Raw genomic sequence first — 6,308 nt, 5'->3', positions numbered from 1 at the left:
AGTTATAGTCATTTCAAACAAGTTTGCGACATGCGCCTTTACCTGAAAACCCTGTCCTGGAAGGGGATACAGTGATGACCAGTGCCTCAAAGTGTTGCATTTTCCTGTGAAACGACTATACTCAACGGGACACCGGAGCAGTATTGGGTCCATTCGTACCGCACAATTTATCAGGAATAAATGCGTCGGGTACTGGCTGGAAAACAACTGTATGCGTTGTGCAAAGACCTAGCAAAAGAATTTGCGTTTGCCCAGAAGCTCAATTCTGCCGCGAGACAAGCGAGCGCCGAGCGGGCAAGGCTACCCTGAATTCAAAAAACACTGCCGTTGTGGGGAATATAAGCAATCCGGCCGGAAGTTATCAGAAAAGATGGAATGTTTACACGTTCACGGATGGGTTTGGCACGGGGAAGTTTGCTTTGTACTGTGATGGCCGGGCAACAGATTCTTAACGGCGACGGCCGGCAGCGAAGGTTGAGATTTGCCCGCCCTATTGCGCCAGTAATTCCATCAGTTCAATCGGTAAGCCATCGTAGTCCTGAATAAAGGCCACCCGATAGTTTTGTTGCCCAATGGTTTGGCGAGTGGGAGGGAGTAAAATGCCTGGTGGTTCTGGCAATTGTTCCTGCAATTGACTGAGCGTTTTTTCCACATTCTCGACCTGCAACGAAAGATGGTAATAACCCACATAATGCTCATCCCCAAACGCATCGGGAGCCGGACGGGGCACAGGCACTTGCAGCAATTCCAAACGGGTACCTAACCCTTCTAACCAACAGGCCAACGTGATCCCCGCCGTAAATCGCACCACCACCTGAAACCCCAAAGCCGTGTAAAATTCCATCGCCCGGTGAATGTTGCCCGTGCGTATGGCAATGTGATGATACTGTATTGAATTTGCCATTATTCGTTACCCAAGGGTATCGGGGACTCCTATCCACCAGTTTAGGCGCTCATACGCTAGGGTGGATGGGAGTATCACGATGTGCGACCCATGACCGACGCCTTTGTCCGCCGCCATTTGGGGTCAACTCCGGACGAGCAGGCCCAAATGCTGCGTTTTTTGGGGTGTCCTGACCTCGATACGTTGATAGCTCAGGTGGTGTCAGAAGATTTGCGCACCCAGACGCCTTTGCATATCCCGGCGGCCCAAACAGAGCACCAGGCCCTCAAGTCCCTAAAAGCCATAGCGCAACAGAACCAGATTTGGCCTACCTATGTGGGGATGGGTTACTACAATTGCATTACACCACCTGTAATTCAGCGCAACATCCTAGAGCATCCGGGTTGGTACACGTCTTACACGCCCTATCAGGCGGAAATTGCGCAGGGGCGTTTGGAAGCGCTGTTTAATTTTCAGACGTTGATTACGGAGTTGACGGGGTTAGAAATTGCCAATGCGTCTTTGTTGGATGAGGCGACGGCGGCGGCAGAAGCGATGATTTTGAGCTACCAGGTGCATCAACAGCAACGGCGGGTGTTTTGGGTGGACCACCATTGTTGGCCGCAAACGTTGGCGGTGCTGCAAACGCGGGCGGCAGCTCTGGGCATAGATTTGCGCATTGCCCCCATGACCGAGTTCCGTGTGGATGAAGCCACCTGTGGTTGTTTGGTGCAATATCCCAATGCTTATGGGGTTTTGGTTGATCCCCAGCCGGTTTTTGCCCAGGCGCAGGCAGTGGGTGCCTTGTGCATTATGGCTGCCGATATCTTGGGTTTGGTGCTATTGAAACCGCCGGGGGCTTGGGGGGCGGATATTGCGATTGGCAGTACGCAGCGGTTGGGAGTGCCTTTGGGCTATGGGGGTCCCCATGCGGCCTATTTCGCCACGCGCGCTATCTACAAGCGGCAGGTGCCAGGGCGCATCGTGGGGCTATCTCGCGACCGGCTGGGGCGGCCGGCGCTGCGATTGGCGCTGCAAACCAGGGAGCAACATATTCGCCGGGAGCGGGCAACCAGCAACATCTGTACCGCCCAAGTCCTGCTGGCAGTGGTGGCAGGTATGTATGCGGTGTATCACGGGCCGGAGGGGTTGCGGCGGATTGCCCAGCGCATTCATCACCAGGCGCAGGTGTTGGCGGCAGGGTGTGCCCGCTTGGGTTACCGGCTGCGGTCGCAGGCCTTTTTTGATACGGTTTTTCTGGAATTAGATGCCACCCAACGGCAAGTGCTGCAAGCGCGCTTTCACCAGGCAGGCATCAATCTGAATTGGTTTTATCCCGAAGGGGTGGGCATCAGTTTGGATGAAACCACGGCATGGGCGGATGTGGAACGGTTGTTGCGTCTCTTGCACGGGGGGCAGGAATTGCCGTTTGGGTTTCCGGAATTGGTGGCTCAGACGACATATGATTACCCGGAACCGTGGGCCAGAACTGGGGATTTTCTCACCCAGGATGTGTTTCGGCAATACCATTCGGAAACGGAATTTTTGCGCTATGTTTATCGCCTGCAAAGTCGGGATTTGTCCCTGACAACGGCCATGATGCCTTTGGGTTCGTGCACCATGAAGCTCAATGCCACCAGCGAAATGTTGCCAATTTCTTGGCCGGAATTTCATGCCATTCATCCATTTGTCCCCCTCGCCCAGGCCCAAGGCTACCAACAGTTGTTTCGGGATTTGACTGCGTGGTTGGCGGATATTACGGGTCTGCCGGGGGTGTCGTTGCAGCCGAATGCCGGTTCGCAAGGGGAACTGGCGGGGTTGTTGGTGATTCGCCAATACCACCAAAAGCGGGGGGAACCCCAACGGCGGGTGTGTCTGATTCCCCAGTCGGCGCATGGGACCAATCCGGCCAGTGCGGTGATGGCGGGGTTTCAGGTGGTGCCGGTCGCCTGTGATCAGCAGGGGAATGTGGATATTGACGACTTACGCACAAAAGCCAGCCAATATGCAGACACTTTGGCGGCGCTGATGCTTACTTATCCCTCGACGCATGGGGTGTTTGAGCCGGGGGTGCGGGCCTTGTGCCAGGTGGTGCATGAGTTTGGGGGGCAGGTGTACCTCGACGGGGCGAATTTGAATGCGTTGGTGGGGTTGTGCCGTCCGGGGGAATTGGGGTTTGATGTGTGCCATGTGAATTTGCATAAGACGTTTTGTATTCCGCATGGGGGCGGGGGGCCGGGGATGGGGCCGATTGCGGTGGCGGCGCATTTGCAGGCGTTTCTCCCGACCCATCCGCTCATTCCCACAGGGGGCGAGCTGAGTATTGGGACGATTGCCGCAGCGCCCTGGAGCAGTGCCAGTATTTTGCCCATCTCTTGGATGTACATGGTGCTGATGGGGGCAGAGGGGTTGACCCAGGCGACGCGGGTGGCCATTCTCCATGCCAATTACCTGGCTCAGCGCCTGGACCCCTATTTCCCGGTGCTGTATCGGGGCAAGCATGGCTGGGTGGCGCACGAGTGCATTTTGGATTTGCGCCCGTTGAAGGCCCAGACGGGGGTGGAGGTGGAGGATGTGGCGAAACGCTTGATGGACTATGGGTTTCATGCGCCGACGGTGTCTTGGCCGGTGGCGGGGACAATGATGGTAGAACCGACCGAGAGTGAGTCCCTGCGGGAACTGGACCGGTTTTGTGAGGCGATGATTGCCATTTACCACGAGGCGATGGCGATTGCCCAGGGGCAGGCAGACCCCCAAGACAACCTGCTCAAAAATGCCCCCCATCCGGCGGAGGTGGTGACGGCTGATACCTGGCCGCATCCCTACCCGCGGGAGCAGGCGGCCTATCCGGCGCCGGGATTGCGTACCTACAAGTTTTGGCCGCCGGTGGCCCGGATTGACAATGCCTACGGGGACCGCCATCTGGTCTGCAGTTGCCCGCCCCTGTGGGATGGGAATGTCTGAGGGTGTCCCTTGGGTGGATGTGCTGGTGGATGTCCCCGGCGCCCAGGAGGTGTTTACCTATCAGGCAATCGCGGGGGTGACACCAGGGGATGTGGTGCAGGTGCCCTGGCGACACCGGTTGGCGGTGGGTATTGTGCTGGGTTGGGTGACGGCATTGCCGGCAGGGGTCACGCCGGATCAGGTCAAACCGATTGCGGCGCTGCTCCACACCCAACTGTTTCCCGCCGATTACTGGCCGTTATTACAAAAGGTGGCCGATTACTACCAAACATCCCTGGTGCAGGTCCTGCGTTTGGCATTACCGCCGGGGGTGTTCCGCCGCAGTCAAACCCGGGTAAAGGTCACGGGCGCCGCAGCGCCCCCCACCCTGTCGGCCGCGGCCCAAAAACTCTGGGATGTGCTCAAAACCGGCAGCGGGGACTACAGTCGCCGGTATCTGGAGCAAAGGGTTCCCGGTGCTCCGGCGGCCCTGCGGGAATTGGCTCAGTATGGTTTGATTACAACCTACTGCGATTTCCCCGGCGCTCCCCAGGCGCAGTACCGGAAGTTGGTGGTTTTGGGGGCGGCAGAGCCAACGGCTTTAACCCCTGCCCAGCAACGGGTCGTGGACGTTTTGCGACACCAGGGAGGAGAATTGTGGTGGCATGAATTACAAAAGCAGGTCAAAACCAGCGCCAGTACCCTGGAAAAATTAGCCGCATTGGGGGTAGTCAGTTGCCAAAAACGGCAGTGGTTCCGGCGGGAAATGCAGGCAACGCCAGCGGATCAGCCCCGCCCGTTAACCCCAGCCCAGCAAGCTGCGGTGACCCACATCACGCAGGCCGTTACCGCGAGGGAATATACCGAGATACTCCTACACGGGATTACGGGTTCGGGCAAGACCGAGGTGTATTTACAGGTGATTGCCGGTGTGTTGGCGCAGGGGCAACAGGCGCTGGTGTTGGTTCCCGAAATTGGCTTGACACCCCAGCTAACCGAGCGGTTTCGGGCGCGGTTTGGCGAACGGGTGTGGGTCTATCACAGCGGTCTGTCGGCGGGGGAACGCTACGACACCTGGCGGGCCATCTGGCAGGGGGAGGCAGGCGTGGTCATTGGCACGCGGTCGGCGGTGTTTGCCCCGTTGCCGCGTTTGGGGTTGGTGATTTTGGATGAGGAGCACGATGCCAGTTTCAAACAGAGTCAGATGGCGCCTTGTTACCACGCTCGGACGGTGGCCCAGTGGCGTGCGCAGGCTTGCCGTTGTCCGATCGTGTACGGTTCGGCGACCCCCAGCGCCGAAACCTGGCAGCGCTTGGCCGGGGGCAGGCATTACCTATCGCTGCCGGAACGGGTGCCGCCGCGTCCTTTGCCGCCCATTCGCTTGGTGGATATGCGGGTGGAATTGGCCCAAAAAAATTTCTCCCTCTTTAGCCGCCTGGTGCAGGAAAAATTGGGGCGATTGCGCCTACAGGGGCAGCAGGCGCTGCTGTTTGTGCCGCGCCGGGGTCACAGTACGTTTGTGTCCTGCCGCGCCTGCGGTTATGTCCTGATGTGCCCCCGCTGTGATGTTTCCCTTACCTACCATCAGCCGGAGGCGGGTCAGGAAGCTTGGTTGTATTGTCATTACTGCAATTGGCGGCAACGGCAACCACAACGCTGTCCCGCCTGTGGTTCGCCTTTTTTTAAGCACTTTGGCTGTGGGACGCAGCGGGTGGTGCAGGAATTGGGGCGGCTGTGGCCCCAGTTGCGGGTGTTGCGCTATGACCGGGACAGCACCAGCAGCAAAGGGGCGCACCAGGAACTCCTGCAGGCGTTTCGCAGCGGGGCCGCAGACGTATTGGTGGGCACCCAAATGCTCACCAAAGGCCTCGACCTGCCCAAGGTGACGCTGGTGGTGGTGTTGGCGGCGGATGGACTGCTGCACCTGGGGGATTACCGGGCGCAGGAACGGGCAGCGCAAACCCTGCTGCAGGTGGCGGGTCGGGCCGGACGGGGCGACCAACCCGGTGAAGTCATCATCCAAACCTATAGCTATGAACACCCGGTCCTGGCTGCCGTTCGGGATTACCAATACACGGATTTCCTCGCCCGCGAATTGCAGGCCCGCCGGGCGTGGGGCTATCCCCCCTGGGGCCGGTTGATTCTCCTGCGCTTGAGTGGTGGCGACGCGGCCTTGGTTGAACAAACCGCCCAGAAACTCGCATGCCAATTGCAAGAGGAAGCCTGGGAATGTGTTGGCCCGGCTCCTGCCTTTATCCCCCGCGTGGCTAACCGCTACCGCTGGCAACTGTTATTAAAAAATACTGCGGAGCGGCCCTGGCCCAATCTTCGCCCCTTGCATCGCCTCTGCCCGCCGGGGGTACACCTCCTGATTGACGTGGACCCGCTAGAACTGCTGTGACCCCCCTTATCAAAAAAAGGGGCAATTGGCAATTAATTTATCCCAATTTGAAGCAACGTATCAAATTGTTGCGGATAGGGG

At 58.3% G+C, this 6,308-nt stretch carries 3 protein-coding genes; 2 read left to right on the top strand and 1 reads right to left on the bottom strand.

Features of this window, described 5'->3' with window-relative positions; all coding sequences use genetic code 11:
* Positions 1-490: 490 nt before the first annotated feature.
* Positions 491-904 (bottom strand): VOC family protein, encoded by a 414-nt coding sequence (locus ACWISF_RS11205; RefSeq protein ID WP_448381667.1) that lies wholly within the window; start codon positions 902-904, stop codon positions 491-493.
* A 90-nt stretch (positions 905-994) separates the two neighbouring features.
* On the opposite strand from ACWISF_RS11205, the gene gcvP reads away from it, so the two are divergent.
* Both gcvP and priA read left to right on the top strand, forming a co-directional pair.
* The gene (gene gcvP, locus ACWISF_RS11200) at positions 995-3,847 is read left to right on the top strand and encodes an aminomethyl-transferring glycine dehydrogenase (protein ID WP_448381666.1); all 2,853 of its coding nucleotides are present in this window, start codon (positions 995-997) and stop codon (positions 3,845-3,847) included.
* Positions 3,840-6,227 carry a primosomal protein N' gene (gene priA, locus ACWISF_RS11195; RefSeq protein WP_448381665.1) on the top strand — a complete coding sequence of 796 codons (2,388 nt, stop codon included), beginning with the start codon at positions 3,840-3,842 and terminating at the stop codon, positions 6,225-6,227. The genes gcvP and priA overlap by 8 nt, the downstream gene beginning before the upstream one ends.
* Positions 6,228-6,308 lie beyond the last annotated feature (81 nt).

It is taken from the genome of Gloeomargarita sp. (genome assembly GCF_053491055.1).
Note: the sequence above shows the minus strand (reverse complement) of the source record. Positions and strands in the feature narration are given on the sequence as shown.